The following is a 25791-nucleotide window of genomic DNA, read 5'->3' as shown; positions in this document are numbered from 1 at the left end:
AGATGAGCGTTCCCTTTCCGGCGATGAAACGGCCACTGGTCGCGATCCTGCGCGGCATCAAGCCGGAGGAAGCCGAGGCCATCGTCGGCGTGCTGATCGAGGCCGGCATGACCGCGATCGAGATCCCGCTAAACTCGCCCGATCCGTTCCGCTCCATCGCCACCGCCGTCAAGCTCGCGCCGGCCGGCGTGCTGATCGGCGCCGGCACGGTGCTGACCACAGCGGATGTCGATCGGCTCAACGATGTCGGCGGCAAGCTGATGGTGTCGCCGAATGTCGATACACAGGTGCTCACGCGTGCGCACCAATACGCGATGGTCACGCTACCGGGCGTGTTCTCGCCGACCGAGGCGCTGCTTGCCGCGCGCTCCGGCGCCTCTGGCCTGAAGTTCTTTCCGGCCAGCGTGCTCGGCGCGTCCGGCATCGCCGCGGTCCGTGCCGTGCTGCCGGCCGGCGTGATGATCGCCGCCGTCGGCGGCGTCTCCGACCAGAATTTTGCGGAGTACATCAAGGGCGGCGTCACCGCGTTCGGGCTCGGCTCCAGCCTCTACAAACCCGGCATGACGGCAACGGATGTTGCCGCTCGCGCAAAATTGACGATCGCGGCCTACGATCGGGCGATTGCGAAAGACTGAGTCGGCAATAAACAAGCCGTGATGCCGTCACGGTTGCGCGTTATCCTATCTTGCCGCAGAAGCGAGATCAGGAGACCGACATGGCGATCAACAACGTGGCCGATCTGTTCGTGGCAACGCTCGAACAGGCTGGCGTCAAGCGCATCTACGGCATCGTCGGCGACAGCCTGAATGCACTGACCGAAGCGCTGCGGCGGCGCGGCACGATCGAATGGATCCATGTCCGGCACGAGGAGGTCGCGGCCTTCGCCGCCGCCGGGGAAGCGGAAATGACGGGCAGCCTTGCGGTATGCGCGGGCTCGTGTGGTCCGGGCAATCTGCATCTGATCAACGGCCTGTTCGACGCCCATCGCAGCCGCGTTCCGGTGCTGGCGATCGCCGCGCAAATCCCGACGGCCGAGATCGGCAGCGGCTATTTCCAGGAGACGCATCCGCAAAACCTGTTCCGCGAGTGCAGCCATTATTGCGAGCTGGTCTCCGATTCGAGTCAGCTGCCCTATGTGCTGGAAAACGCCATCCGCGCGGCGGTCGGCATGCGCGGCGTCGCCGTCGTCGCCATGCCCGGCGACGTCGCTTTCCGCAGCCCACCGAAGCGCGCGCTGTCGACGGCGCGTGGTCTTGCGCTGTCGGCGCCGAAGGTCGTGCCGCAGGCCGATGAGCTGAAGGCGCTTGCGGACCTCTTGAACGGCGCCGAGCGCATCACCTTGTTCTGCGGCCGCGGCTGCGCCGGTGCGCATGCGCCGTTGATGCAACTCGCGGAAGCCTTGAAGAGCCCGATCGTGCATGCGCTCGGCGGCAAGGAGCACGTCGAATACGACAATCCCTACGACGTCGGCATGACCGGCTTCATCGGCTTCTCCTCCGGCTATGCCGCCATGCACGCCTGCGACGCGCTGGTGATGCTCGGCACTGATTTTCCCTACAAGCAGTTCTTCCCGACTGATGCGAAGGTCGCCCAGATCGACATCCGCCCGGAGAATCTCGGTCGTCGCTGCAAGATCGATCTCGGCCTCGTCGGCGACGTCAAGCCCACCATCGAGGCGCTGCTGCCGCTGCTCAAGGCCAAGACGCAGCGCAGGCATCTCGACGATGCGATCGCGCACTACAAGAAAGCACGCGAGGGCCTCGACTCGCTCGCCAAGGGCACGCCCGGAGCCAAGCCGATCCATCCGCAATATCTCGCAAAGGTCATCAGCGATCACGCGAGCGATGATGCGGTGTTCACCGCCGATGTCGGCACGCCGACGGTGTGGGCCGCGCGCTATCTCGACATGAACGGCCGCCGCCGGCTGATCGGCTCGTTCGTGCACGGCTCGATGGCCAATGCCATGCCGCAAGCGATCGGCGCGCAGGCCGCGCAGTCCGGCCGCCAGGTGATCTCGCTCTCCGGCGACGGCGGCTTCACCATGCTGATGGGCGATCTGATCACGCTGACGCAGATGAAGCTGCCGGTGAAGGTCGTCATCTTCAACAACGGCGTGCTCGGCTTCGTCGCACTGGAGATGAAGGCGGCCGGCTTCGTCGACACCAATGTCGATCTGGAGAATCCGGACTTCGCTGCGATGGCGCGTGCGATGGGTATCTTTGCGCGGCGCGTCGAGGATCCCGGCGAGCTCCCGGGCGCGATGAAGGACATCCTGGCCCACGACGGGCCGGCGCTGCTCGATGTGGTCACCGCCAAGCAAGAGCTGTCGATGCCGCCGACCATCACGCCCGAACAGATCAAGGGCTTCAGCCTCTGGGTCTTGCGCGCCGTGATGAACGGCCGCGGCGACGAGGTCGTCGATCTCGCCAAGACCAATTTGCTGCCGCGCTAAGGCGCGCATCGTCGGCGTATCCCGGCTCGTCTCCGACCACGACGCGAAGCCCTCCGGCCGGTGTCCCCCGCCGGAGGGCATTCGGTCGCGGCCGATCAACTTGCTATCTGCACGATGTGATTGTATCGTGATATGTTACTCGCAGAGAATGTTGTTCGGGCCGCCCAATTTCGGGGAGGGCGCATTTATGAACGTCGAACTGCAGATCAACAACAGTACAGCTCCAGAAGCGCGCTTCGTTGCATGGGTACCGTCTCCGTGCCGGATTCGCGTGACTGACCCATCTGGCGCCAACGCGTCAACGGTCAGCGTTAGACTTGCCGCCGTATCGGCGGCAAATGGCGGTGGAGTCGGATTTCGCAGCGGCACGACTGGAGCGTTAGCGAGCAGCCTCACTCTGACCGTCCCGACGAACGGCACAACGGTTCCGTTCTTCGTTGCCGGGAAATTTGGCCAGCCCAGTACCAACTCCGGCGACGTCAAGATCGAGGCACGCGTCGGAAACACGCTCGTCGGATCGTCCCAACTGATGGTGCGCATCCGCAAGAATGCCAACAAACTCACGAACGGCGAGCGCGATCGGTTCACCGCGGCGTTTGCCAAGCTCAATAACCAGGGTCTCGGCCGCTTCGCGGATTTCAATAACATGCACAAGGCGCCCGGTTATCCGCAGGCGCATGCCGCGCCCGGTTTCCTGCCATGGCATCGCGCCTATCTGCTTGACCTCGAGCGTGAGCTTCAAGCGATCGATCCGGGTGTGGCGCTCCCCTATTGGCGCTTCGACCAGCCCGCTCCGAACGTTTTTACACGCGACTTCCTGGGCGAGTCCGACGCAAATGGCACCGTTAAATTCCGCAATGGTAATCCGCTGGAATTCTGGGCGACGGACGGCACTCCTGGAATCAATCGTACTCCGGACTTTCCCACGTCGCAGGCTCCTCCAAATCCGATGAGGGAAGCGCAAACGCTGGCGCTGGGCAATCAGTTTCGCGCGTTCCGGGGCATGGAGGGAAATCCGCACGGCCTTGCGCACACCAGCTTTGGTGGCTCTATCCAAAATCCCACGACCGCGGCGAAGGACCCGTTGTTTTTCCTGCTTCACTGCAACGTCGATCGACTGTGGGCAAGGTGGCAACGCCAGAATGGACGTTTCGATCCGGCGACCGCGGCGTCGTTCGACGAGAGACCAACCAGTCGGCCGGGCCACAAGCTGAATGATACCATGTGGCCGTGGAACGGCGTCACCAGCCCCGCGGACCCCACCCGTCCCCCGGACGCGCCGGGCGGGACGTTGGCCACATCACCCTGCGTCGCGGCGCCGGGGCTGCAGCCGCATGTCAAGGACTGCATCGATTACCTCGGCGTCATCAATGCGGCATCCAACATGGGATTCGGCTATGATGACGTGCAGATCTAGCGCGCGCCTGCGCGGGGAGATGAGATGATGGCAACGAAGCGGAAAGTTGCAAAGAAGAAGGCCGCAAAGAAGAAGGTCGCGACGCGAAAGCGAAAAACCTCCGCCCCGGCCCCTGTCCAGGTAGCAGAGAGCACCGACGATGTTCAGCGTCTATTGAAGGTCTTGTGCGACTCCGGCAAGGTCATCGAGGTGCGGATGGCCGCGCTGCAATCGCTCGGCGCGGCGGCCTTCAGTGTCCCCAATTTCGAATCCGTCAATGCGGACTACATTGCGGCCTTACGCGAGGTCTCGACCGATTCTCATGAGCAGCTGCGGCGGCGGTCGCTCGGTATTCTCATGCGCAACAAGGATGGATTTGCGCAAAAGAAGCTCCTGGACGGCCTGAGGAACCCCGCCAAGGCGCTGCTCCCGCCCGAGAAGGCGCTTCAGCTCCTCGGCAACGACGCTCATGCCGATGCGTACTCGATAGCGCGCGCGATCGTGAAAAAGCCGCCGAACCAGGACGCGAAGCGCGAGGCACTGCGTCTGTTAGCGGCCGATGCCAAGTCTGCGCCGCTGTTCGAGAAGATGCTCCGCGACAAAAAGGAGCTGCGCGAAAACCGGCAGCTCGCTGCCTCTGCATTGCACTCGTTGAATCCGCAAAAACTGCAACAGCAGGCGCTCAAGATACTGAAGGACAAATCGGACTATTCGGACATCAAAGCCACGAGTTTGATCGCTTTGGAGCAGTTCGGCGACGATGCCGCGCTCGCCAAGGACAAAGTCTTGATGCGGAGTGTGACTCGCTTCAACTCGTCCAAAACGCCGACAAAGTACAAGCAGTCCGCGCGCCGCTTCCTCAGCAAGTACGATCAGTAGATGACCATTTCCGGCGACGCAACGCGCGTGATGTCGGAAGACCGGTTCGCCGATCTGGTCGACACACTCGCCGCCGATCCGGTCGGTGGCGCGGAGCTCGCGGATCTTCTGCGCGAAGAGCATCCCGTCTACGCCGGGCGAGGGACAGCGACTGTGGTCCAGATGCGAGGCTGGATCCTCCTTGCTCTGGCGCGCGCTGGACTCTCAGATCAAGCGCTGATCTTCGTGCTCGAAGAGCTGGATACGGGTATCGATGCTTACCTGGTCGCTGCGGCCGCGCGCGCATTGCGTTCTTATTCAAAGCCGAACGAAGCCTTTGCGCCCTTTGTCGCGCGGGCGCTCAACCGGATTCGATTCCATGACGAGCCGGTTTCGTTCGAGAGGTATGGCGAGTACGCGACATCATCCACCGGAACCAGTGCGGTATCGGAGTTGCTGGCCGTGCTGGCCTGGCTTGGTTCGAGGGCGCAAGCCGTTCAACACCAGCTCGAGGGCTGGCGCGCGGAGCTCGGTCTGTCACGGAAGTTGCGGCTCGATCTCGATCGGGCGCTGAAGGCCATCCGCGAGCCCGACGGTGCCGTTCCTTCATGCTGCGGCGGCTTACCGGCGGCCGGAAATGTCTCGATCCGGGCGCCGATGGCGAACTTGGAGCCTTGCTCGATCGATTCCATCCTGATGCAGGATCAAGACGGGAAATCGGTGAGGTTCCTAGAGTTCTTCAGTGGCAACCCGGCCATCGTGGTCTTCTTCTATACTCGTTGCGATAATCCGATGAAGTGCTCGCTCAGCGTCACGAAGCTGGGACGCGTCCAGGCATTGCTCGGCGCGCGGGGACTCGCGGGACGGATACGTACGGCTGCGATCACGTATGATCCGGCGTTCGATAGGGCCGAACGGTTGCGGGTCTATGGCCAGGACCGTGCCGTGCGTATGGACGAAGATCACCGGTTGCTACGAGCCGTCGAGGGGAACGACGCGCTGCGCTCATATTTCGAGCTTGGTGTCAATTTTGGCGAATCGCTCGTGAACCGTCACCGCATCGAACTCTTCATTCTTGATGCAACAGGACGGATCGCGGTGTCCTTCGAACGTCTTCACTGGGATGAGGAGCAAATCGTGGCTCGCGCGGTCGAGACGTTGACCGGCTACGAACCGCGCTAACCCCGCTTGACCGACGGCACGGGCAGCCGCTCATGACGGCGCTGGAAGCGTTGCCAGTGCAGCACGATGCCGATCAGCAGCGCCGGTACGAAGCCGAGCGCAATCAGGAAATGCGGCAGCTGCGCCGGCGAGATGAACGCGATGCCGATGTCGGAGATCAGCCAGAGTGCTGCGAACATCACCGCGAAATCGGTACGCGGGCAGCGCAGATAGTAGAACACGGCGGTGATGACGACGGCGGGTCCGATGGCGATGCCGATCATCACCGTCGTCAGCTCCTTCGGCGTCAGCGCGTCGAGCACCATCGCTGCCAGCAGCCAGAGCGCGGCGAACATGGCGACGATGTCGAGCGGATGCCGCAACCCAATACCTCTCGCGGGAACATGCTATCGTTGTGGCCCAGACCTTGGCCGTCAAGGGAAAATGCGCCTATTCCTCGTCGTTTCCGGGCGTCGGCCGCAGCATGAAATGGCCGAAGGCCGTGGCGATCGGCTTGTTCGCATCGTCCTGCCAGGCCCGCGCCTCGAAGGCGACGATGCGCCGGCCCTGCTTCACGATCGAGACGTTGGCGAAGGTGTCGAGCGCGCGGCCCGAGCGCAGATAGTTGACGGTCAGTCCGATCGGCTTGGGCAGCGCGGTTGCGCCGAGTTCGCGCGCCACTCCGAAGATCGCGGTGGTCTCGAGGAAAGCGCCGGTCATGCCGCCATGGATCGCAGGCAGGATCGGGTTGCCGATGATCTTTGGCGAGAACGGCATCGTCAGTGTGTCGTCGTCGTTGACGCGAATGCCGAGGCAGCGTGCGAACGGGCTGTTGGCGAACGGGCCGTCCGGATCGGCCGGCGCCTCCAGCGTCGGGATGTTGCGGGAGTCCATCCTGCGGTCCGCGAGCATGTTGGTGCGGTTGGCGCCGATCATGAAACATGCTGTCGCGGTTGCGACCGGATCGTCCTCGGACTCCTGATAGGCGGTGGAGCGCACGAAGGCGATCGAACGCGTGGTGCGGTAGCAGACCGAATGCGCCTTGATGTCGAGGCCCGGCGTCGCCGGCTTCTGGTAGTCGATGCGCAGATCGAGGGTCGCGATCGCGCTCGTGCCGTCGAGCGCAAGTTGCACCGCCATGCCGCAGCTCTCGTCCAGCATCGCGGTGACGACGCCGCCATGCAGCACGCCGGTCTCGGTGTCGCCGACGAAGACGGGACGGTAGGGCAGGCTGGACCAGGCCTCGCGAGGTGCGAAGCGGTCGAGCTGGAGCCCGCTGATACGACCGTAATCGGAGCGGCGGCCCTTGATCGCCTCGGCGAGTTCCTCGAACGAAAGTGTGGTCGGTGAGCTGGACATGAGGACGTTCTAGACCAGTGGCGGGCGCGGCGCAAAACCCCGGATGCGCGTCCCACGGCAGGCGTGCCGGGGCGGTTTGGCCTCGACAGGGCGGGCCGAAGCAACGATGGTGGGCGCCTCGTTCGTTCGACTAGCCGCAAGGAGTGCCCATGGCCGATCCCGAAACGCCCGCCACCAGCCAGGGGCCCGTCATCATTTCGACCTCGAGCTCGGAGCGGGCGCCGATCATCTATTTCGACGGTGCATCCTGCTTCGGCCACCACAACGGCGCGATCCAGATCGAGCTTGCGGCCAATTTGTTGATGCCGGTCGGCGCCGCCGTCAGGGTCGACGTGGTCCAGACCGCGCATCTGCGCTGCAGCGTGGCCGCGGCGCTGGCGCTGCGCGAAGCGCTCGAAAAGGCGCTGGCAATGTACCAGCAGGGCCAGCAGCAGCCCCGGCCGGAGGAAATTCCGACGGTGAAGAACTGAGGCAGTTAGCGGATCGCAAGTTAATGCGATCAACTCGCTCAGCTCACATGCACCTTCGGCTTCCTGCCGTCGTTCCACTTGCCGTCGAGCGCGCGCTCGATCTGGGCGGCGAGTTGCAGCAGGAGGCCGTCATTGGCCTGTTTCGCAATCGCCTGGATGCCGAGCGGCAGGCCGTGGTCCTGCGTGGCCATCGGCATCGAGATCGCCGGCATGCCGCAGAGATTGGCGAGCGGCGTGAAGGCGAAGAAGCGCCAGAGATTGCCGAACCAGTCGAGCACGTCAGGATTGTCGGAGATGGTGAGATATTCCCTGGTGCCGACCTTCGGTGTCGGCAGCGCGGTAATCGGCGTCAGGATCACGTCCCACTGCTCGAAGAAGGCGCCGAAGGCGCGCGAGGTCGTGTTGAACACGCCTTGCATCTTCGCCCGCTCGGCGAAGCTCGTATGCCGGCCGGCTTCCCAGATCCGGATATTCATCGGCTCGATCAGATCTTCCGGCGGCTTTTCCCATCCGCGCGCGGCGAGCATGTTGGAGATCACCACGGCAAAATTCGAGATGTAGCAGGTGGTCTGCGCCTCGAACGCGGCGCGGAAGTCGAGCTCGGGCAAGGCGTAGTCGACGTGATGGCCGAGGCCTTCAAGGAAGCGGCCGGCCTTCGCCAGCTCGGCCGCGATCTCTGGTGTCGCGGTGTAGTCGCCCCAGCTGTGCGACAGCGCGATGCGAAGTTTTGACGGATCGCGCTTGATCATCTCGGAATATGGCTGCGCCGTGGTCCAGAACGGCATGAACTCGCCGGGCGCCGCTCCCCTTGCGTGATCGACGAAGGCGGCGGTGTCGCGCACCGAGCGTGACTGGCAGCCCTGGATCGAGACGAGGCCGGTGAGATCCGACATGTGCGGTGCCAGCGAGAACACGCCGCGCGAGACCTTCAGGCCGATATTGCCGTTGACGCCGGCGGGAATGCGGATCGATCCGCCGCCGTCGGTCGCATGTGCGATCGGCACCACGCCGGCCGCGACCATTGCGGCGCTGCCGGCCGACGAGCCGCAGGTGGTGTAGTCGGTATCCCAGGGATTGCGCGTGACATAGACGGCCGGATTGTCGGCCGAGCTGCAGACGCCGAATTCCGGCGTCGTGGTGCGTCCGATCAGGTTCAGTCCGGCCTGGCGGAATTTGCCGGTCAGGAACGTGTCGGCACCGGCGCGATTGCCGCGCATCAACAGCGAGCCCATCTCCTGGAGCCGGCCTTTCATGGTCGGGCCGAGGTCCTTCATCAGGAAGGGCAGGCCTGCGAACGGGCCGGCGAGATTGGCGCCGTCCTTGGCCGGATCGGCGATCACGTCATCGAACAGCTCGACCACGCCCGACAGTGCCGGATTGACCTTGGCGACGCCCGCGGCGGCCTGGCGTGCCAATTCCTTCGCCGTGAGCTCGCCCTTGCGGACGCGCGCCGCCAGCCCCACGCCATCGTGCTGCGCCCATTCGTTCCAGCTCATCGGAAAAGTCATGCGGTCCAAACCTCTTCGTGCGACGCCACCTTAGTTTCGCACGGGAACATTTTAATCAACTGAGGCGGCGCGAAGGGCAGGGTTGCGCCGGATGGAGAGGTATTCCTCCATTGCATGCGCACGCATCAATCCGAGAGTTTTGCGATCACCGCGACCGGCCCGCCGCCGGCGGGGCCCTGATGCTCGGCGCCGCCGGAGACATAGACCGCACCGGTGCCGGCAAGGCCGGCAATCAGTCCGCCGACGGCAGCCCGGGCGTGCCGTGTCGAGCTGATATCGGTATCTTCCAGCATGGTGTGGCGGAAGCCGCGCACGCTGCCATCAGGCGAGGCCTCGGCCTTGGCGAAGACGTTGACGAGCTCGCGGCCGGTCGTCGTCTGCGGTGCGGCGCGGAGCCCAACGCTCTCCAGCGCCGCAAGCACGGCGGCGGCGTCGATCGCATCGTCCATCACGGCATGCCCGATCTCGAATTCGCTCGTCGAGGACATCGAATTGCCGAGCACGATGACGACGTTGTGCATCAGCTCGATTCCGGATGAGGTCGAGGCGACGTTCGAGAACAGATCGTAGCGTCGCAGCACGTCTTCGTCGCGCATGTCGGTTGCGATCTCGCCGAGCGCGACCGCAACCCCGAGCGCGGAAGCGCCGCGCGAATAGGCCATCGAGCTGTAGGCGCTGGTCGTCGCCGTCTTGTGGCCGCGCGCATTCGCCGCTTCGACGCGCTCGCTGGTGAGCAGCGGGCACTTGATCTGCACGAAGTGGACGTCGGCGGGATCGGTGATGCCGGCATCCGCCATCGCGGCCTTCACGGCGTTGGCTGTCTCCGTGATCTGAGCGGAGCGGCCGAGCTCTTCAGGGAGAAAATCCCGCGTGTGCGCCATACCGATGCTCAGGCGCTTACCGGAGATGCCTGCCGGGCGCTGCGGGACCTCCCTGCGCGTGAACACGGTGATGTGCGGGCTGAGCACGCCCTCGGTGCCGCCCGACATCACGAAAGCGATGCGTTGCTCGACCTCCTGCGGCGACAGCCCGAGCCGTGGCGCCAGCGCCGTGCACAGCGCGGCAACGGCATATTCCCGGGTGAAGTCGTTGACGCCGCCATTGCCTTCGGTCTTGCCGAGGATCGCCAGGATGGATGTCGGATCGATCGCGCCGGAGCCGATCATGCTCATCAATCCGGAGACGTCGCCGGGGCCTTTGGTGGCGACCTTGAAGACGCCGACCGATGTCGTCCGCATGATAGTCCTCACATGGGGTTCAGGAGCCCGGCGGACAAAACAGCCGTCGAACCGGGGCTGCTGTCAAGGTGTCGAGGCAATCCCCCTCGTCGTCCTGGCGTTCGCCAGGACGACGGCGGAGTATGTGCGTCGCCTGCGTCGCACCCACGATTGTGGCGAGATCGCATCGCTTCGGCAAAAAATCCCCTGTCGACGGTCGTTCGCCGCACCTTGATGAATCAACCCCGATTGGTCCATAAGCGGCGTCCCGCAGCCGGTGGTTCGCCTCCGCGATGCGTGCTTGGATAGAGGGGTTCTCGCGTGGCAAATATCAACCAGAAAATTGCGCAGGAGCTTGGGGTTCGGGCGGAGCAGGTCGAGGCGACAGTGGCGCTGCTCGACGGCGGTGCTACGGTTCCCTTCATCGCCCGCTACCGCAAGGAAGCGACCGGTGCGCTCGACGACGCGCAATTGCGCACGCTGGAGGAACGCCTGGGTTACCTGCGCGAGCTCGAGGACCGCCGCAAGGCCATCCTCGAATCGGTCCGCGAGCAGGGTAAGCTCGATGCCGCGCTGGAAGCCTCCATTCTCGCCGCCGACAGCAAGGCGCGCCTGGAAGACATCTATCTGCCGTTCAAGCCGAAGCGCCGCACCAAGGCCGAGATCGCCAAGGAAGCCGGCCTGGAGCCGCTCGCCAATCAGCTCATGGCCGAGCCCACCAACGATCCGAAGGTCGTCGCCGAAGCCTTCGTCAATGCCGAGAAGGGCGTTGCGGATGCCGCTGCGGCACTCGACGGCGCCCGCGCCATCCTGGTCGAGCGTTTCGACGAAGACGCCGATCTGATCGGCGCGCTTCGCGAGGAGGTGTGGACCAATGCGCGCATGGCGTCCAAGGTACGCGACGGCAAGAAGACCGAGGGCGAAAAGTTTGCCGACTATTTCGAGTTCTCCGAGCCACTGACGAAGCTGCCCTCGCACCGCATCCTCGCGATGTTCCGCGGCGAGAAGGAAGATATCCTCGATCTCCAGATCCAGGCCGAGACCGAAGCATCGCCGCCGGGCGTGCCGAGCGTCTATGAGCTGAAGATCATGAAGCGGTTCGGCATCGCCGACCTCAAGCGCGCCGGCGACCGCTGGATGATCGACACCGTGCGCTGGGCCTGGCGCACCAAGATCCAGGTGCATCTCAACATCGACCTGCGCATGCGGCTGTGGAATGCCGCCGAGACCGAGGCCGTGCGCGTGTTCGCGTCCAATTTGCGCGACTTGCTGCTCGCGGCGCCAGCCGGCACCCGCGTCACCATGGGCCTCGATCCCGGCTTCCGCACCGGCGTCAAGGTCGCCGTCACCGACGCGACCGGCAAGGTGGTGGATACCGCCGTGATCTACCCGCACGAGCCGCAGCGGCAGTGGAACGAGGCGCTTGCGATCCTCGGCAAGCTCGCATTGAAGCATCGCGTCGAGCTGATCGCGATCGGCAACGGCACCGCCTCGCGCGAGACCGACAAGCTCGCGGCCGATCTCGTCAAGGGCCTGCCCGACTTGAAGATGACCAAGATCGTGGTGTCGGAAGCCGGCGCGTCGGTTTATTCGGCCTCGGCTTTCGCCTCGGAGGAATTGCCTGATCTCGACGTCACCTTGCGCGGTGCGGTGTCAATCGCGCGGAGGCTTCAGGATCCGCTCGCCGAGCTCGTCAAGATCGAGCCCAAGGCGATCGGCGTCGGCCAGTACCAGCACGACCTCGGCCAGGCCAAGCTCGCCAAATCGCTCGACGCCGTGGTCGAAGACTGCGTGAACGCCGTTGGCGTCGACGTCAACACCGCGTCCGCTCCGCTGCTCGCGCGCGTGTCGGGTGTCGGCTCCGGCCTCGCCTCGAGCATCGTGGCACACCGCGACGCCAACGGGCCGTTCAAGTCGCGCAAGGCGCTGAAGGACGTGCCGCGGCTAGGCCCCAAGGCGTTCGAGCAGTGCGCGGGCTTCCTGCGCATCCTCGGCGGGGAGGACCCGCTCGACGCCTCCGGCGTGCATCCGGAAGCCTATCCGGTGGTGCGCCGGATTCTCAGCGCCACCAAGAGCGACATCAAGGCGCTGATCGGCAGCAGCGACATCGTTCGCACGCTGAAGCCGAAAGACTTCGTGGACGAGACGTTTGGTCTGCCGACCGTCACCGACATCCTGCGCGAGCTCGAGAAGCCCGGCCGCGACCCGCGTCCGGCGTTCAAGGCCGCTGTGTTCATGGACGGCGTCGAGGAGATCAAGCACCTCAAGAAGGGCATGATCCTCGAGGGCACCGTGACCAACGTCGCCGCGTTCGGCGCCTTCGTCGACATCGGCGTGCATCAGGACGGCCTGGTGCACATTTCGGCGATGTCCAAGACCTACATCAAGGATCCGCGCGAGGTGGTGAAGCCCGGCGACATCGTCAAGGTGAAGGTGCTGGACTTCGAGGTCGCGCGCAAGCGCATCTCGCTGACATTGCGCCTCGACGACGAGGTCGGCGCCAAGAAGGACGCGCCCGGCATGCAGCGGGACAACAGCTCACGCAACCCCTCCCGCATGACTTCGTCGGCCCCGCGCCAGCAGGAATCTTCCGGCGGCGGCGGCGGTGCGCTCGCCGAAGCGCTGCGCCGCGCGGCGGAGAAGAACGGCGGCAAGCGGGCGTGATCTTCAACCTCTCCCCGCTCTTTGCGGGGAGAGGTCGGAGCGTCTCCGCGCGTTGAGCTGCTCGATGTATTAAGAGTTCTATCCGCGTCGTCATTGCGAGCGCAGCGAAGCAATCCAGAATCTTTCCACAGCGGGACTCTGGATTGCTTCGTCGCAAGGGCTCCTCGCAATGACGAGGAGAGAGCAGGTCCTCTCCCTAACACCGGCGTCAGAATCTGGCGCGTTTGTAAGTTGAAGGCGCCTGTCCCTTGCTCTCATCTGATCCTCCTCGCGCGGTAGAAATATCGCCGCGCAGCACGGAGGATGCTTCGATGGACAACAGGCTTCTCAAAGGCCTCACCGCGGTGACGATCGCAGCGGTGATGGCGCTCGCTTCACCGGTGCTCGCCAGAGGTGGCGGTGGTGGCGGTCATGGCGGATTCGGCGGCGGCGGGCATTTCGGCGGTGGTGGGCATTTCGGTGGCGGTATGCACGCCGGTGGCTTCGGCGGCATGCATGTGGGCGGCATGGGCGGTGCGCGCTTTGCCCATGTTGGCGGAGCAGGCTTCGGTGGACCGCGCTTTGCGCATGGCGCGATCGGACCACGCTTTGCGGGTGCCGGCTGGCACGGCCACCATGCCTTCCACCACCATCACTTCCGTCGTTTCGCCGTCTTCCGTGCGCCCTATTACTATGCCGGCTACAATGACGGCTGTTGGCGCAGGAGCTTGACGCCCTATGGGTGGCAATGGGTCAATGTGTGCGGAGACAGTTGGTACTAGCATCGCCGTACCGCACCATTGTCGCGATCGTCATCGGGCGGTTCCGCTCAGCCCCGGAACGGGATAGTCTGGTGGCGATCGTCGCGCGGAGTTTGTCATGTCCGGAGCTCACCGCCGCATTCTGGTCGTCGAGGACGATGCGGAAACCGCAGGCCAGCTCGTCGAGGAGCTGACGATTTCTGGCTACGACGTCGATCTCGCCGCCACGGGACGCGAAGCCCTCAGCCACGGCGCCGCGCGCGACTATGCCGTGATCACCATCGACCGCATGCTGCCCGACATCGACGGCATCAGCGTAATGCGCCAGTTGCGCGACGACGGCATCGCCGCGCCGTTCCTGATCATTTCCGCACTTGGCGAGGTCGACGACCGCGTGCGGGGCTTGCGCGCCGGCGGTGACGATTATCTCGTCAAGCCGTTCTCCTTCACCGAATTGCTGGCGCGGCTGGAGGCACTCGGCCGGCGCAGCGACACCGTTGCCAAGGAGACGATCCTGCGGGTCGGCGATCTTGCCATCGACCTGATCGCGCGGAGCGCGAGCCGCCGCGGCCGGAAGATTCCGCTGTTGCCGCGGGAATTCCAGCTGCTCGAATATCTCGTCCGCAACGAGGGCCGCGTCGTCTCGCGTGCGATGCTGCTCCAGCATGTCTGGGATCTGCACTTCGATCCCTCCACCAACATCATCGACGTCTATGTCGGTCGCGTCCGCCGCAAGGTTGATGATGCCCAGGCCTATCCGCTGATCCACACCATCCGCGGCATCGGATATTGTCTCCGTGCTCCTGGCTAAAACGCTCCGCTCCTCGACCTTCCGCCTTGCGCTGATCGCGATCGCGGTGTTTGGGCTGATCGTCGCGGCGATCATGGCCTATGTCTATTTCGGCACGATCGCCTATGTGCAGAACCGTGTCGGCGATGCCGGCGATCACAGCGGCTTCACCGCGATGATCGAGCTCGCAATGATCGCTGTCGCGGTGCTGATGCTGGTGCTCGCGGGGCTCGCCGCGGTGCTGGTGACGCGCCGCACGGTCGGGCGAATCGAGGAGATCAACGCCACCAGCCGCGCCATCATGATGTCCGGCCTCGACCAGCGCATTCCCTTGCGCGGCAGCCACGACGAGTGGGACCGGGTCGCCGAAAATCTCAACCAGATGCTCGACCGCATCGAGACGCTGATGGGCGAGGTCAAGCAGGTCAGCGACAACGTCGCCCATGATTTGCGCACGCCGCTGACGCGCATGCGGGGTCGGCTGGAGAAGGCCTATCACGCCCCGCGCAACGGCGAAGCCGACGCGGCGCTGATCGGCGACACCATCGCCGATCTCGACGCCGTGCTCGGCATGTTCGCCTCCATCACCCGCATCTCGGAGATTGAGACCCGAGCCCGCCGCAGCGCGTTTCGCAACCTCAATCTCGCCGAAATCGCCGGCGAGGTCGTCGAGCTCTACGATGCCGCCGCCGAACAGGTCGCGACGCGGCTCAGCCTGGGCGGCGACCGCGAGGTGGCGATTATTGGCGATCGCGACCTGCTGTTCGACGCCATCGCCAATCTCGTCGACAACGCGATCAAGCACGGCTGCAAAGGCGGGCAGGTGACCGTCACCTGCCGCAGTGCCAACGAGGGGGCAGTGATCGCGATCGTCGACGACGGTCCGGGCATTCCGGCGGATCAGCGCGATCATGTGTTCAAACGCTTCTACCGGCTGGAGCAGAGCCGCTACACCCCGGGTAACGGCCTTGGTTTAAGCCTGGTCGCCGCGGTCGCTCGCCTCCATGGCGCCGAGATTGCCCTGCACGACAACGCGCCGGGCCTGACGGTCCAGCTCAGCTTCCCGCCGCATCCGCCCTAGAGTTCGATCACGCCGCGGCGGGCCGCATGTGCCACCGCATCGGTTCGGCCGGTGGCGTCGAGCTTGTCGAGCAGCGAGCCGACATGGAATTTCACGGTGTGGACGGAAATGCCGAGCTGACGCGCGATCATCTTGTTGGAGCCACCTTCCGCCATCAACGCCAGCACATCGAGCTCGCGCTGTGTCAGCGCGATGTCCTCAGGCATGATGCGCGGATCGCGGGTGACGATCGCCGCTGCGGCCTTCTCGCCGGGTTCGGCGAGGCGAAGCCCGGCGATATTGCCGAGCAGAGCAGCCAGGCGATCGGCGAGGGCGGGATCGTCGATCTCCAAAGCCAGCACGATCTCGGGCGCGATGTCCTCGCTCACGCCGCCGGCCTCTCGCCGATCGTGACCTTGAAGCTGACCGGCTCGCCGCCGCGGCGCGCCGCGACATCGACCACGGTGCCGACACTCGCCGGACCCAGCGTCCGCGACAGCGCGCGCACGCCGGAAAGCTTCTGGTCGTTGACCGCGACGATGACGTCGCCCTGGCGGATGCCGGCCGCGGCCGAAGGGCCGGCCTTGTCGACATTCATCACCATCGCGCCGACACCGTCGTCGAGCCGGACCGGCTGCAGCCCGAGGCCGAGATATCCGCGCGCGATGCGGCCGCGGACCTCTAACTGGGCCGCGACCCGCTCGATCGTCGCCGTCGGGATTACCAGCACACGCCTCGGGCCGAGCACGGCCATGCCGAAGACCTCGCCCGATGCATCGAGCGCGAGGCCGCCCTGCTGGCTGGAGCGCAAGCGGACGTCGAGCTCGATCCGCGCATCGATATCGCCGCCGCGCAGCGACCGCCAGCTCTTGCCGGAGGCCGACACCATCCCGAGCGCGGCGCTCGGCGTATCGCGGTTTGTGGCGACGACGACCGACAACGCGCCGAGGGGCGGGACAATTGTGGCCAGCTTGACCGGGGTGATCGCGCTATCGGCACGCAGCAGTGCGATATCCGTCGTATGGTCGCGGCCTGCAATCGTGGCGGCTGCGGTGCTGCCGTCGGGGAGGCCGATCTCGACGTCGCCCTCATCGGCCAGCGCCTCGTCGGCGGTGACGATCAGGCCCGGCTTCCAGACGAAGCCGGTGGCGCGGGAGCGATGCGAATGGACGGCAATGATGGACGGCGCGGTGCGGGACACCACATCCGCGAGCGCGGACGACAGCGAAGTCAGGGGAGTTGAGTCGGTCATGGCAGGCTCCTGTAAGCTGTCCTCAATCTGGGATGTCGCGGGCGATCGCGTAACTGGCCGTATGGCCAGGAAATAAGCAGGGAAGCTGGTCCGTAAGACCACGGCCGACGAACATGTGATTGGGAGCCGCTCACGGCAACGTGTAGCAATCGAGAAATTGCGCCGCACGGCCCTAAACCTTTCAGCGAGCTGACCAATGACCATCGACCTCACCCGCCGCACCCTGCTTCAACTTGCCGGCGCCACCTCGCTGGCCATGGCGGCGGCGGGCGCGGCGCGCGCCGAGGGCGCACCACAGGGCGGTGGGCCGACCTATGCCAGTCGCACGCCGATGCGGGTCGGCATGGTGACACTCCGGGTGAAAAATCTCGACAAGGTTGCGGACTACTACCGCGACGTCATCGGCCTTACCGTGATGGAGCGCTCTGCCAGCGCCGCCAAGCTCGGCACAGCCGGTATCACGCTGCTGGTGCTCGAGGCCCGCCCCGATGCCGCAATCGAGCCGCGCAACGCCGCCGGCCTTTACCACACCGCCTTCCTGATGCCGACCCGCAAGGACCTGGCGCGCTGGCTGGTGGCAGCCGCTTCGCATCGCGTGCCGCTGTCGGGCTTTGCCGATCATCTCGTCAGCGAGTCCGTCTATCTCGACGACCCCGAAGGCAACGGCATCGAGGTCTATGCCGACCGCGATCCCTCGCAATGGCAGTGGAGCGAGGGCAGCGTGAAGATGGCGGCCGACGAGCTCAACATTCCCGACCTGCTGTCGCTGACCAATACGCGCGTGCCTGATTATGCCAAGGCGCCGGACGGTCTGCGCATCGGCCACATGCATCTGCGCGTCGGCGACCTCGCGCAGGCCGAGCGCTTCTACCACGGTGCCATCGGCCTGGACCCGACCCGCAGCCGCAACGGCGCCGCGTTCCTGTCGTCAGGCCGCTACCACCATCACCTCGGCATGAATGTCTGGCAGAGCCAGGGCGCCGGCGCACGCGACGATCAGGCAACAGGGCTCGCCTGGTTCTCGCTGGTGACGGAGAAGCCGGACCTGCTTGCCGCGCAGGACGAGCGCCTGCGCAAGGGCGGCGCAAAAGTCACGGCGCTGGCGAATGGCGTGGAGGCGATCGATCCCTGGGGCACGCGGGTGCGGCTGATCAGGGTTTGATCGCCGGCGCGAGCGTTGGTAAGACCGGTCAGGCGCAAGCCAGTTTCCGGGATCCACACCTGACATGTCCGATTTTCACGGCGTCTTCCCCTATCTCGTTTCGCCCGTTGATGCCGACGGCGTGGTGCGGACGAATGTGCTCGCGAAGCTCTGCGACGATCTGATCGGCGCCGGCGTCCACGGCCTGACCCCGCTCGGTTCGACTGGCGAATTCGCCTATCTCAATGCCGCGCAGCGCAGCGCGATCGTGCAGACCACGATCGAGGCGGCAAGGGGGCGTGTGCCTGTTGTCGCGGGCGTCGCCTCCACCTCGACGGCGGACGCCGTGGCGCAGGCGAAGGCGTATCAGAAGCTCGGCGCCGACGGCATTCTGGCGATCCTGGAAGCCTATTTCCCGCTCGCCGATGCCCAAATCGAATCCTATTTTCGCGCCATCGCGGATGCCGTGGACATCCCCGTCGTGATCTACACCAATCCGCAATTCCAGCGCTCTGATCTGACGCTCGACGTCATCGCGCGCCTCGCCGAACATCCGCGCATCGGCTACATCAAGGACGCCTCGACCAACACCGGCCGGCTGCTCTCCATCATGAATCGCTGCGGCGATGCCTTGCGGGTGTTCTCGGCCTCCGCCCACATCCCGGCTGCCGTGATGCTGATCGGCGGGCTCGGCTGGATGGCGGGGCCCGCCTGCATCATCCCGCGCCAGAGCGTCGCGCTGTACGAGCTCTGCAAGGCCGGCCGCTGGGACGAGGCGATGGCGCTCCAGCGCAGGCTGTGGCGTATCAACGAGGCTTTTGCCCGCTTCAACCTGGCGGCCTGCATCAAGGCCGGATTGGCCTTCCAGGGCTATGACGTCGGCGATCCCGTCCCGCCGCAGTCCGCACTCACGGCCGATGCGCGCAAGATCGTGGAAGCGGCCCTGCGGGAGCTGGGCTAGGCGTCCATAGGACGGCTTCGCTTCCGCTCGCCTATGCCCGGGGCATGACGAAATCGTGGATATACCGCCCAAAACCGCGGCTGGCCTCGCATGCCTCGATCCGCTAAAAGGCGGCCGCATTTGAGAGATTAAGGGACCCCACGGAATGAACATTCTTCCCGGCAATTTGCGTTTCGGAGCGGGGCAGCCCGTCAAGCGTTTGGAAGACCAGCGACTGCTCACCGGGAAGGGGCAGTTCATCGACGACAAGCCGGAAGATGGCGCGCTGTGGTTGTACCTGCTGCGCTCGCCGCATGCCCACGCGAAGATCGTCTCGATCGACACGGCCGCCGCCACGGCAATGCCTGGCGTGACCGCGGTCTACACCGGCGCCGACCTCGTCAAGGACGACATCGGAATCATCCCGACGCTGAGCATCTTCAAGCGCCCCGACGGCAAGCCGATGACGGTGCCGCCACGCCGCCTGCTGGCGCACGAAATCGTACGCTATGCCGGCGAGGCCGTGGCCGCCGTGGTGGCCTCCTCGCGTGCCGACGCGCAGAACGCAGCCGAAGCGATCGTGGTCGAATATGACGTGCAGCCGGCGGTGGTCGATCCCGTCGAGGCGGTCAAGCCCGGCGCGCCATTGGTGTGGCCGGAGGCGCCCGACAACATCGTCGGCGCGATGGCTTACGGCGATGCCGCCAAGGTGGACGAGGCTTTTGCCAAGGCGGCGCATACCGTTGAGCTCGATCTCGTCAGCCAGCGCCTCGTGCCGTCGGCCATGGAGCCGCGCTCGACTATTGCCGAGATCGACAAGACTGGCCGCCTTCTGCTGCATGTGCAATCGCAGACGCCGGCCTCGACCCGCGACGTGCTGGCCGAGGCCGTGCTGAAGCGTCCGAAGGACAGCGTTCGCGTCCTCGTCGGCGATATCGGCGGCGGCTTTGGCCAGAAGACCAACCTCTATCCCGAGGACGGCATCGTTGCTTACGCCGCGACCAAGCTGAACAGGAAGATCCGCTGGCGCGGGGACCGCACCGACGAATTCGTCGGCGGCACCCACGGCCGCGATCTCACCTCGACCGCTTCCTTCGCGCTCGACGAGAAGGGCAAGGTGCTGGCCTATCGCGTCAAGTCGATCGGCTGCACCGGAGCTTACTCGTCAGGTGCAGGCAATATCATCCCGCTGGTGCTGGGGCCGTTCGTGCAGACCGGCGTCTATGATTTGCCGCTGGTGCATTTCGAGGTGAAGTCGGTGATGACCCACACCGCGCCGGTCGGCGCCTATCGCGGCGCGGGCCGGCCGGAGGCCGTGTTCATCGTCGAGCGCCTGTTCGACGCTGCCGCGCGGAAAATCGGCATGGATCCGCGCGCGATCCGGAAAGCCAACTACATCAAGCCGGCGCAACTGCCCTACACCAATGCGGCGGGGCAGGTTTACGATTCCGGCGCCTTCGCGCACATGCTCGATCGCGCCGTGAAGCTTGCGGATTGGGACGGCTTTGCCGCGCGCAAGAAGGCGGCGAAGAAGAAGGGCCTGCTCTACGGCCGCGGGCTCACTTCCTATATAGAATGGACCGGCGGCCGTGCCCACACCGAAAAGGTCAGCCTGCACGCGACGTCGGAAGGCCGCGTCATCCTGCATTCCGGCACCATGGCGATGGGGCAGGGGTTGCAGACCACCTACACCCAGATGATCTCCGACACGCTCGGCATTGCCATGGACAAGATCGACGTGGTCCAGGGCGATACTGATCTGGCGACGGGCTTCGGCAGCGTCGGCTCGCGTTCGCTGTTCGTCGGCGGCACGGCGGTCGCGGTCTCCTCCAACGATCTGATCCAAAAGGCGCGCGAGAAGGCGGCGAACGTGCTGGAGACCTCGATCGAGGACATCGAATATCAGGGCGGCCTGCTCACCGTGGTCGGTACCGACCGCCGTATCAGCCTGTTCGATATTGCAGAGAAGGAGAGCGGCGCAAAACTCAGCGTCGATTCCGAAGGCGAAGTGGATGGTCCGAGCTGGCCCAACGGCACGCATATCTGCGAGGTCGAGATCGATCCCGAGACCGGCGTCTCCAAGGTCGTGCGCTACACCACCGTCGACGACGTCGGTGTCGCCGTGAACCCGATGCTGGTCACCGGCCAGATCCATGGCGGCGTGGCGCAGGGTATCGGCCAGGCGCTGTATGAGGGCGTGTCCTACGATGCCGACGGCCAGCTGCTCACCGCGAGCTACCAGGACTATTGCATCCCGCGCGCCGACGACGTTCCGCCGATCGTGGTGACGCTGGATGATTCCGCGCCCTGCCGCACCAATCCGCTCGGCGCCAAGGGCTGCGGCGAATCCGGCGCCATCGGCGGCCCGCCCTGCGTCACCAACGGCGTGATGGACGCGCTCGCCGAGCTCGGCATCACCCAGCTCAACACGCCGCTGACGCCGCAGAAGATCTGGCAGGCGATCCGGGACGCGAAGGTGGGGTAGTTGAGCCCGCGCTGTGGCGGCGATCTCCGCCGTCGTCCCGGCGAAGGCCGGGACCCATAACCACCGAGTCTGATTTGGTGACGGCTGGTGGTGACCAGCTTCGCGCTACAACTTGGTCACGGCGTATAGGTCCCGGCCCCCCGTGCGCAATTGCGCACTAGGCCGGGACGACAGTGAGAATGTAGCGCCAGTGCCCCTCAAATCCCCAGCATCATCTTCGCGATGATATCGCGCTGGATTTCCGAGGTGCCGCCGAAGATCGTATAGGCGCGCCCGTTGAGATATTCCGGCATCACCGTCAGCATCTCCTCCGGCATCGCCGGCTCATGGTTAAGCCTGTAGAGCGGGCGCATCGGCTCGACCGCGAGGGCGTCATGGCCGATCACGTCGGCGCCGAGCCGGGTCACGGCCTGGCGGATCTCGCTGTTGCGCAGCTTCAGGATCGACGACACCGCACCGGGATTCTGTCCGGTCTGCAGTGCCGACAGCACGCGCAGCTCGGTCATCTCCAGCGCGTCGATGTCGATTTCGACCTCGGAGATGCGCGTCGCGATATCAGGACTGTCGATCGCGCGGCCCGTCAGGTCCGATTCAGCAAGCTCCGCGACCGCCTTGAGCCCCTCGCGCAATTTTGCCGAGGCGATGCCAGAGCCGCGCTCGAACTCGAGCAGATACTTGCCGTAGGTCCAGCCCTTGCCTTCCTCGCCGACGCGGTTCGCCACGGGAACGCGCACGTCGTCGAAGAACACCTGGTTGACCTCGTGGTCGCCGCCGATGGTGAGGATCGGGCGCGTCGTGATGCCCGGCGTCTTCATGTCGATCAGGATGAAGCTGATGCCGTCCTGCTGCCGCGGGCCGTCGCTGGTGCGCACCAGCGCGAACATGCGGTTGGCGTGATGGGCATGCGTGGTCCAGATCTTGGTACCGTTGATGATGTAGTCGTCGCCGTCGCGCACCGCGCGCGTCTTCAGCGAGGAGAGATCGGAGCCGGAGCCCGGCTCGGAATAGCCCTGGCACCAATAGTCCTCGCCGGAGAGAATGCGCGGCAGGTAGAAATTCTTCTGCTCCGCCGAGCCGAAGCCGATGATGACGGGCCCGACCATCTTCACGCCCATCACGTTGACATTGGGCACGCCGGCCCGCGCGCTTTCAGTCTCGAAGATCCAGCGCTGCGCCGGCGTCCAATCGGGACCGCCATGCTCGACCGGCCAGCCCGGCGCGCCCCAGCCGCGGCTGTGCAGCGTGCGCTGCCAGGCCATGCCGATATCGGGGTCGGAGAACACGGACGGCGTCAGCGCGGTCGCGCGCTTCATCTCCTCGGTGAGATTTTTGGCAATGAAGCCGCGCACCTGATCCTGAAAGGCGCGCTCTTCGGCATTGAACGACAAATCCATGATGCGCTCCTTGTCTCAGGCCGGCACGGTGGTGCGGCCAAGCAGGGCGTGGCGGCCGTAATGGTGGGCGCTGCCGCCGAACAGCGTGTCGAACGCGACCAGCCGCTTGAAATAGGCGCCGACCTCGAGCTCCTCGGTGACGCCCATGCCGCCGTGAAGCTGGATCGATTGCTCGCCGACGAAGCGCGCGGATTTGCCGATCTTCGCCTTCGCGCCCGACGCGGCCCGCGCGCGCTCGACCGGATCGGCGTCCACCTTCAGCGCGGCGCGCAACGCTATCGAGCGCGCTTCGTCCACCTGCACCGCCATGTCGGCGAGGCGGTGACGGATCACCTGGTTGGCCGAGAGCGGCCGGCCGAATTGCTTTCGGATCTTTGTGTACTCCAGCGTGGTGTCCAGCAGCACCTGCATGATGCCGACGGCTTCGGCGCCGAGTGCCGCCATGGCGCGGTCAACGGCCCATTCGATGGCCGGCAGCGCGTCATGCCCATTGTCGAGCAAGGCATCCTCCGGCAATTGCACGTCCGACAGCTCGATGTTGCAGGCCCGCCCGCCGCCGAGCCGCTCGTAGTCGGAGATCGCAACACCCGGCGTCGTCGCCGGCACCAGAAACAGGCCGATCCGCGCCGATGGCCCCTGATGATCATGGATATGCGCGGAGACGATGATCTCGTCGGCGGCGTGGCCGTCGAGCACGGCAATCTTGCTGCCGGCCAGGCGCCAGCCTTGCGCCGTCTTGTTCGCAGTCGTTGCGACCTTGGCAAGATCGAACCGCGCCGCGCGCTCGGAATGCGCGAACCCGAGCTTCAACGATCCATCCGCGATCTTCGGCAGCATTGCCTGCTTCTGCGCCGTGCCGCCGCATCGCTCGATCAACGCAGCGCCAAGCACGATTGTTGCGATATACGGCTCCGACACCAGCCCGCGGCCGAAGGCTTCCATCAAAATGCCGATCTCGACCGCGCTGCCGCCGAGCCCGCCAAACTCCTCCGCAATCGGCAGCGCCAGCCAGCCCAGTTCTGCGAATTGTTTCCACACCGCCGGACTGAAGCCGAGGGGATCGTTCGCCATCTTGCGGCGGTGATCGGCATCGTAGCTTTCGGCCACGAAGCGCTCCGCGCTTTCGCGCAGCAGGCGTTGCTCGTCGGTGAGATTGAGATCCATCCTGTCTACTCCGCGGCCGCCGGCGGCTTACGCACGGAGGGGTGCAGGCCGGATGGATCGACCACCATGCCGAATTCCTGAAGATTATGCGCGTGACAGAGCTGATGCAGCGCAAAGGCCTGGTCGATTGCGGCCGGTTGGCCCATCACGTCAACCGAACGATTCACGGCTTCCTTGGTCAGCTTCAGCGCAAAGGATGGTTTCGACGCGATCCGGCGCGCGAGCTCCAGCACGGCGGATGAAAGCTCCGCGCGCGGCACGACCTTGTTGACCATGCCGAGCTGGTGCGCCTCCTGTGCGCTCCAGCTGTCTGCCGTGAACAGGAATTCCTTGGCCTTGCGCGGGCCGAGCTCCCAGGGATGCACGAACCATTCGACGCCGCAGACACCCATGGTGACCACGGGATCGCAGAACTGCGCATCGTCGCTGGCGACGATGAGATCGCAGGCCCAGGCCAGCATCAGGCCGCCGGCGATGCACTTGCCGTGAACCTCCGCAATGGTCGGCTTGGCGAGGTTGCGCCAGCGCCGCGTGATCTGGAGATAGATCTCCTGCTCGCGCGCAAAGCGGCCATGAGCGTTTGGTTCGGCGAAGCCGCCCCAATTTCCGATCGGCGGAAAATCCACGCCCGCTTCATTCTTGCTGCCGGGTCGCAGGTCATGGCCTGAGGAGAAGTGCGGACCATTGCCGGCCAGAATGATCACCTTGACCGCATCGTCCTGCACCGCCTGATCGAAGGCGGCGTTGAGATCGTAGGTCATTTGCAGGTTCTGCGCGTTGCGCGCGTCGGGCCGGTTCATCACGATCCGGGCAATCGCCGGCTCCGGCCTCTCCACGAGGATGGTCTCGAACGAACTCATCGCGTTCCCCTGGCGTTCCCGACCCGGTATTATTGTTCCCTCAAGTTGACTATTACAGCCGGGATTAAGCAAGAGGCTTGCGTACATCGGCTGCCTTTCGCGGCTTCGGCCGGCACGCAAGATGTCTGGCATCTCGCGCGCGCAATCTGGTAGCTTGCGCCCGATTCCACCGGGAGAAATTTGATGCGGAAGATCCTGACCGTGCTGGCGGCGCTGGCCTCGTTGAGCCTCACCAATTGCGGCTATAACGCCATCCAGAGCGAGGACGAGCAGATCAAGGCCAACTGGTCCGAGGTCGTGAACCAGTATCAGCGCCGCGCCGATCTCGTGCCCAACCTCGTCAACTCGGTGAAGGGTTTTGCGCAGCAGGAGAAGGACGTGCTGCTCGGCGTCACCAATGCCCGCGCCAAGGTCGGCAGCATCCAGGCGACGCCCGAGGTGCTGAACGATCCCGCCGCATTCCAGAAATTCCAGGCGGCCCAGGGCGAGCTCTCCGGCGCGCTGTCCCGGCTTCTGGTGGTCACCGAGAACTACCCGCAGCTCAAGTCGGATGCGCTGTTCAAGGATTTGATGTCGCAGCTCGAAGGCACCGAGAACCGCATCACGGTGGCGCGCAACCGCTACATCAAGGCGGTGCAGGACTATAACGTCACCATCCGTTCGTTCCCGAGCAACGTCACCGCGATGATGTTCGGCTACAAGGAGAAGCCGAATTTCTCGGTCGGAAACGAGAAGGAAATCTCGACCGCGCCGAAGGTCGATTTCAATCCGGCGCCCGCGCCGTCGAAGTAAGTGCGCGCTATTTCGCGCATGCGCGCAGCCCCACCCACCGCCGTCATTCCCCGCGAAAGCGGGGAATCCAGTACGCCGCGGCATCTCC

23 protein-coding genes are annotated in these 25791 nt (G+C 65.1%); 14 read left to right on the top strand and 9 right to left on the bottom strand.

What is annotated here, in order from left to right; all coding sequences use genetic code 11:
* Positions 1 to 2: 2 nt before the first annotated feature.
* From AC0L3J_RS11070 to AC0L3J_RS11050, 5 genes are all read left to right on the top strand, one after another.
* On the top strand, positions 3 to 635 hold the full coding sequence (locus tag AC0L3J_RS11070) for a 2-dehydro-3-deoxy-6-phosphogalactonate aldolase (RefSeq protein ID WP_473346966.1): 633 nt from the start codon (positions 3 to 5) through the stop codon (positions 633 to 635).
* A gap of 80 nt (positions 636 to 715) precedes the next feature.
* The gene (gene poxB, locus AC0L3J_RS11065; protein ID WP_473346964.1) at positions 716 to 2452 is read left to right on the top strand and encodes a ubiquinone-dependent pyruvate dehydrogenase; all 1737 of its coding nucleotides are present in this window, start codon (positions 716 to 718) and stop codon (positions 2450 to 2452) included.
* Between the two features lie 187 nt (positions 2453 to 2639).
* On the top strand, positions 2640 to 3869 hold the full coding sequence (locus tag AC0L3J_RS11060; protein WP_473346963.1) for a tyrosinase family protein: 1230 nt from the start codon (positions 2640 to 2642) through the stop codon (positions 3867 to 3869).
* A gap of 195 nt (positions 3870 to 4064) precedes the next feature.
* Complete coding sequence (locus tag AC0L3J_RS11055) at positions 4065 to 4727, top strand: hypothetical protein (RefSeq protein WP_473346962.1); 663 nt, start codon at positions 4065 to 4067, stop codon at positions 4725 to 4727.
* Positions 4728 to 5888, top strand: a complete 1161-nt coding sequence (locus AC0L3J_RS11050) for an SCO family protein (RefSeq protein WP_473346961.1) — start codon at positions 4728 to 4730, stop codon at positions 5886 to 5888.
* Here the strand turns inward: AC0L3J_RS11050 and AC0L3J_RS11045 are convergent.
* Positions 5885 to 6250 carry a hypothetical protein gene (locus AC0L3J_RS11045; RefSeq protein ID WP_027565260.1) on the bottom strand — a complete coding sequence of 122 codons (366 nt, stop codon included), beginning with the start codon at positions 6248 to 6250 and terminating at the stop codon, positions 5885 to 5887. The genes AC0L3J_RS11050 and AC0L3J_RS11045 overlap by 4 nt on opposite strands.
* 67 nt (positions 6251 to 6317) lie before the next feature.
* Positions 6318 to 7226: a PaaI family thioesterase gene (locus tag AC0L3J_RS11040; protein ID WP_473346960.1), complete on the bottom strand. Its 909-nt coding sequence runs from the start codon at positions 7224 to 7226 to the stop codon at positions 6318 to 6320.
* Between the two features lie 149 nt (positions 7227 to 7375).
* Between AC0L3J_RS11040 and AC0L3J_RS11035 the strand changes: the two genes are divergently transcribed.
* Positions 7376 to 7696 carry a hypothetical protein gene (locus AC0L3J_RS11035; RefSeq protein WP_354061762.1) on the top strand — a complete coding sequence of 107 codons (321 nt, stop codon included), beginning with the start codon at positions 7376 to 7378 and terminating at the stop codon, positions 7694 to 7696.
* A gap of 38 nt (positions 7697 to 7734) precedes the next feature.
* Here the strand turns inward: AC0L3J_RS11035 and AC0L3J_RS11030 are convergent, their stop codons facing one another.
* Both AC0L3J_RS11030 and atzD read right to left on the bottom strand, forming a co-directional pair.
* Positions 7735 to 9204: an amidase gene (locus AC0L3J_RS11030; protein ID WP_473346959.1), complete on the bottom strand. Its 1470-nt coding sequence runs from the start codon at positions 9202 to 9204 to the stop codon at positions 7735 to 7737.
* Between the two features lie 125 nt (positions 9205 to 9329).
* On the bottom strand, positions 9330 to 10442 hold the full coding sequence (atzD, locus tag AC0L3J_RS11025; RefSeq protein WP_473346958.1) for a cyanuric acid amidohydrolase: 1113 nt from the start codon (positions 10440 to 10442) through the stop codon (positions 9330 to 9332).
* Positions 10443 to 10742: 300 nt separating this feature from the next.
* Between atzD and AC0L3J_RS11020 the strand changes: the two genes are divergently transcribed.
* From AC0L3J_RS11020 to AC0L3J_RS11005, 4 genes are all read left to right on the top strand, one after another.
* Complete coding sequence (locus AC0L3J_RS11020) at positions 10743 to 13085, top strand: Tex family protein (RefSeq protein WP_473346957.1); 2343 nt, start codon at positions 10743 to 10745, stop codon at positions 13083 to 13085.
* Positions 13086 to 13396: 311 nt separating this feature from the next.
* Positions 13397 to 13846 (top strand): hypothetical protein, encoded by a 450-nt coding sequence (locus AC0L3J_RS11015; RefSeq protein ID WP_473346956.1) that lies wholly within the window; start codon positions 13397 to 13399, stop codon positions 13844 to 13846.
* Between the two features lie 97 nt (positions 13847 to 13943).
* Positions 13944 to 14636, top strand: coding sequence for a response regulator transcription factor (locus AC0L3J_RS11010; protein WP_473346955.1), 693 nt, complete (start codon positions 13944 to 13946; stop codon positions 14634 to 14636).
* A complete protein-coding gene (locus AC0L3J_RS11005; RefSeq protein ID WP_473346954.1) occupies positions 14623 to 15696 on the top strand; it encodes a sensor histidine kinase in 1074 nt (357 codons plus the stop codon). Before AC0L3J_RS11010 ends, AC0L3J_RS11005 begins: the two co-directional genes overlap by 14 nt.
* On the opposite strand, the gene AC0L3J_RS11000 is transcribed toward AC0L3J_RS11005, so the two are convergent.
* Together AC0L3J_RS11000 and AC0L3J_RS10995 are read right to left on the bottom strand one after the other, a co-directional pair.
* Positions 15693 to 16064: a response regulator transcription factor gene (locus AC0L3J_RS11000; protein WP_106945913.1), complete on the bottom strand. Its 372-nt coding sequence runs from the start codon at positions 16062 to 16064 to the stop codon at positions 15693 to 15695. The two genes, AC0L3J_RS11005 and AC0L3J_RS11000, sit on opposite strands and share 4 nt — an antisense overlap.
* The gene (locus AC0L3J_RS10995; RefSeq protein ID WP_473346953.1) at positions 16061 to 16927 is read right to left on the bottom strand and encodes a S1C family serine protease; all 867 of its coding nucleotides are present in this window, start codon (positions 16925 to 16927) and stop codon (positions 16061 to 16063) included. The genes AC0L3J_RS11000 and AC0L3J_RS10995 overlap by 4 nt, the downstream gene beginning before the upstream one ends.
* Positions 16928 to 17123: 196 nt before the next feature.
* On the opposite strand from AC0L3J_RS10995, the gene AC0L3J_RS10990 reads away from it, so the two are divergent.
* The 3 genes from AC0L3J_RS10990 (at position 17124) to AC0L3J_RS10980 (ending at position 21493) form a co-directional block, all read left to right on the top strand.
* The gene (locus AC0L3J_RS10990; protein ID WP_473346952.1) at positions 17124 to 18089 is read left to right on the top strand and encodes a VOC family protein; all 966 of its coding nucleotides are present in this window, start codon (positions 17124 to 17126) and stop codon (positions 18087 to 18089) included.
* 64 nt (positions 18090 to 18153) lie between these two features.
* Positions 18154 to 19029 carry a dihydrodipicolinate synthase family protein gene (locus AC0L3J_RS10985; protein ID WP_473346951.1) on the top strand — a complete coding sequence of 292 codons (876 nt, stop codon included), beginning with the start codon at positions 18154 to 18156 and terminating at the stop codon, positions 19027 to 19029.
* Positions 19030 to 19174: 145 nt separating this feature from the next.
* Entirely contained in the window at positions 19175 to 21493 is a 2319-nt protein-coding gene (locus AC0L3J_RS10980; protein WP_473346950.1) for a xanthine dehydrogenase family protein molybdopterin-binding subunit, read from the top strand.
* Positions 21494 to 21690: 197 nt separating this feature from the next.
* On the opposite strand, the gene AC0L3J_RS10975 is transcribed toward AC0L3J_RS10980, so the two are convergent.
* The 3 genes from AC0L3J_RS10975 to AC0L3J_RS10965 are packed head-to-tail and all read right to left on the bottom strand — an operon-like array spanning position 21691 to position 24911.
* Positions 21691 to 22887, bottom strand: a complete 1197-nt coding sequence (locus AC0L3J_RS10975; protein ID WP_473346949.1) for an acyl-CoA dehydrogenase family protein — start codon at positions 22885 to 22887, stop codon at positions 21691 to 21693.
* A 15-nt stretch (positions 22888 to 22902) separates the two neighbouring features.
* Positions 22903 to 24051 (bottom strand): acyl-CoA dehydrogenase family protein, encoded by a 1149-nt coding sequence (locus AC0L3J_RS10970; protein ID WP_473346948.1) that lies wholly within the window; start codon positions 24049 to 24051, stop codon positions 22903 to 22905.
* A 5-nt stretch (positions 24052 to 24056) separates the two neighbouring features.
* Positions 24057 to 24911 (bottom strand): enoyl-CoA hydratase, encoded by an 855-nt coding sequence (locus AC0L3J_RS10965; RefSeq protein ID WP_473346947.1) that lies wholly within the window; start codon positions 24909 to 24911, stop codon positions 24057 to 24059.
* 183 nt (positions 24912 to 25094) lie between these two features.
* Here AC0L3J_RS10965 and AC0L3J_RS10960 point away from each other — a divergent pair, with 183 nt between their 5' ends.
* Entirely contained in the window at positions 25095 to 25703 is a 609-nt protein-coding gene (locus AC0L3J_RS10960; RefSeq protein WP_027520238.1) for a LemA family protein, read from the top strand.
* Positions 25704 to 25791 lie beyond the last annotated feature (88 nt).

It is taken from the genome of Bradyrhizobium sp. Kon37 (assembly GCF_055807535.1).
This window is presented reverse-complemented; position numbering and strand designations above follow the sequence as displayed.

Coding starts and splice junctions, on each gene's coding strand:
- AC0L3J_RS11070 (WP_473346966.1), top strand. CDS start 3: ATGAGCGTTCCCTTTCCGGCGATGAAACGGCCACTGGTCGCGATCCTG.
- poxB (WP_473346964.1), top strand. CDS start 716: ATGGCGATCAACAACGTGGCCGATCTGTTCGTGGCAACGCTCGAACAG.
- AC0L3J_RS11060 (WP_473346963.1), top strand. CDS start 2,640: ATGAACGTCGAACTGCAGATCAACAACAGTACAGCTCCAGAAGCGCGC.
- AC0L3J_RS11055 (WP_473346962.1), top strand. CDS start 4,065: ATGGCCGCGCTGCAATCGCTCGGCGCGGCGGCCTTCAGTGTCCCCAAT.
- AC0L3J_RS11050 (WP_473346961.1), top strand. CDS start 4,728: ATGACCATTTCCGGCGACGCAACGCGCGTGATGTCGGAAGACCGGTTC.
- AC0L3J_RS11040 (WP_473346960.1), bottom strand. CDS start 7,226: ATGTCCAGCTCACCGACCACACTTTCGTTCGAGGAACTCGCCGAGGCG.
- AC0L3J_RS11035 (WP_354061762.1), top strand. CDS start 7,376: ATGGCCGATCCCGAAACGCCCGCCACCAGCCAGGGGCCCGTCATCATT.
- AC0L3J_RS11030 (WP_473346959.1), bottom strand. CDS start 9,204: ATGACTTTTCCGATGAGCTGGAACGAATGGGCGCAGCACGATGGCGTG.
- atzD (WP_473346958.1), bottom strand. CDS start 10,442: ATGCGGACGACATCGGTCGGCGTCTTCAAGGTCGCCACCAAAGGCCCC.
- AC0L3J_RS11015 (WP_473346956.1), top strand. CDS start 13,397: ATGGACAACAGGCTTCTCAAAGGCCTCACCGCGGTGACGATCGCAGCG.
- AC0L3J_RS11010 (WP_473346955.1), top strand. CDS start 13,944: ATGTCCGGAGCTCACCGCCGCATTCTGGTCGTCGAGGACGATGCGGAA.
- AC0L3J_RS10995 (WP_473346953.1), bottom strand. CDS start 16,927: ATGACCGACTCAACTCCCCTGACTTCGCTGTCGTCCGCGCTCGCGGAT.
- AC0L3J_RS10990 (WP_473346952.1), top strand. CDS start 17,124: ATGACCATCGACCTCACCCGCCGCACCCTGCTTCAACTTGCCGGCGCC.
- AC0L3J_RS10985 (WP_473346951.1), top strand. CDS start 18,154: ATGTCCGATTTTCACGGCGTCTTCCCCTATCTCGTTTCGCCCGTTGAT.
- AC0L3J_RS10980 (WP_473346950.1), top strand. CDS start 19,175: ATGAACATTCTTCCCGGCAATTTGCGTTTCGGAGCGGGGCAGCCCGTC.
- AC0L3J_RS10975 (WP_473346949.1), bottom strand. CDS start 22,887: ATGGATTTGTCGTTCAATGCCGAAGAGCGCGCCTTTCAGGATCAGGTG.
- AC0L3J_RS10970 (WP_473346948.1), bottom strand. CDS start 24,051: ATGGATCTCAATCTCACCGACGAGCAACGCCTGCTGCGCGAAAGCGCG.
- AC0L3J_RS10965 (WP_473346947.1), bottom strand. CDS start 24,911: ATGAGTTCGTTCGAGACCATCCTCGTGGAGAGGCCGGAGCCGGCGATT.
- AC0L3J_RS10960 (WP_027520238.1), top strand. CDS start 25,095: ATGCGGAAGATCCTGACCGTGCTGGCGGCGCTGGCCTCGTTGAGCCTC.